Origin of the sequence: Sulfitobacter sediminis (assembly GCF_040811725.1) — a bacterium.
GTDB lineage: Bacteria > Pseudomonadota > Alphaproteobacteria > Rhodobacterales > Rhodobacteraceae > Sulfitobacter > Sulfitobacter sediminis.
The window spans coordinates 1-234 of the sequence record NZ_JBFNXX010000266.1; the positions used below are offsets into that span (position 1 = coordinate 1).

1 protein-coding gene is annotated in these 234 nt (G+C 65.0%); it reads left to right on the forward strand.

Annotated features, from left to right (window positions below; all coding sequences use genetic code 11):
* Positions 1 to 234: hypothetical protein (locus AB2B41_RS23765; protein WP_367880284.1), on the forward strand; the 234-nt coding region annotated here is incomplete at both ends.

Here is a 234-nt window from a genome sequence, read left to right on the forward strand (position 1 = left end):
CCCCGCCGCACTTCCAGCGCGCCCCGGCCGTCAACCACGATCACTACGAGTTAATGGTGTTCTGTCTTTTGGTGTTCAGATCTGCGTTGCAGCGCGTCCGGCTGCACGCGCTCTCTGCCGCGATCCTCGACGCGGTCGCCTATACCCCCGACGAGCGGAAGAGCGTCGTGGAGGGCCCGAGTGTCCAAGTCTGGGTAGATCTCGGTGGTCGGCGGATCAGTAAAGCGGGGGGGG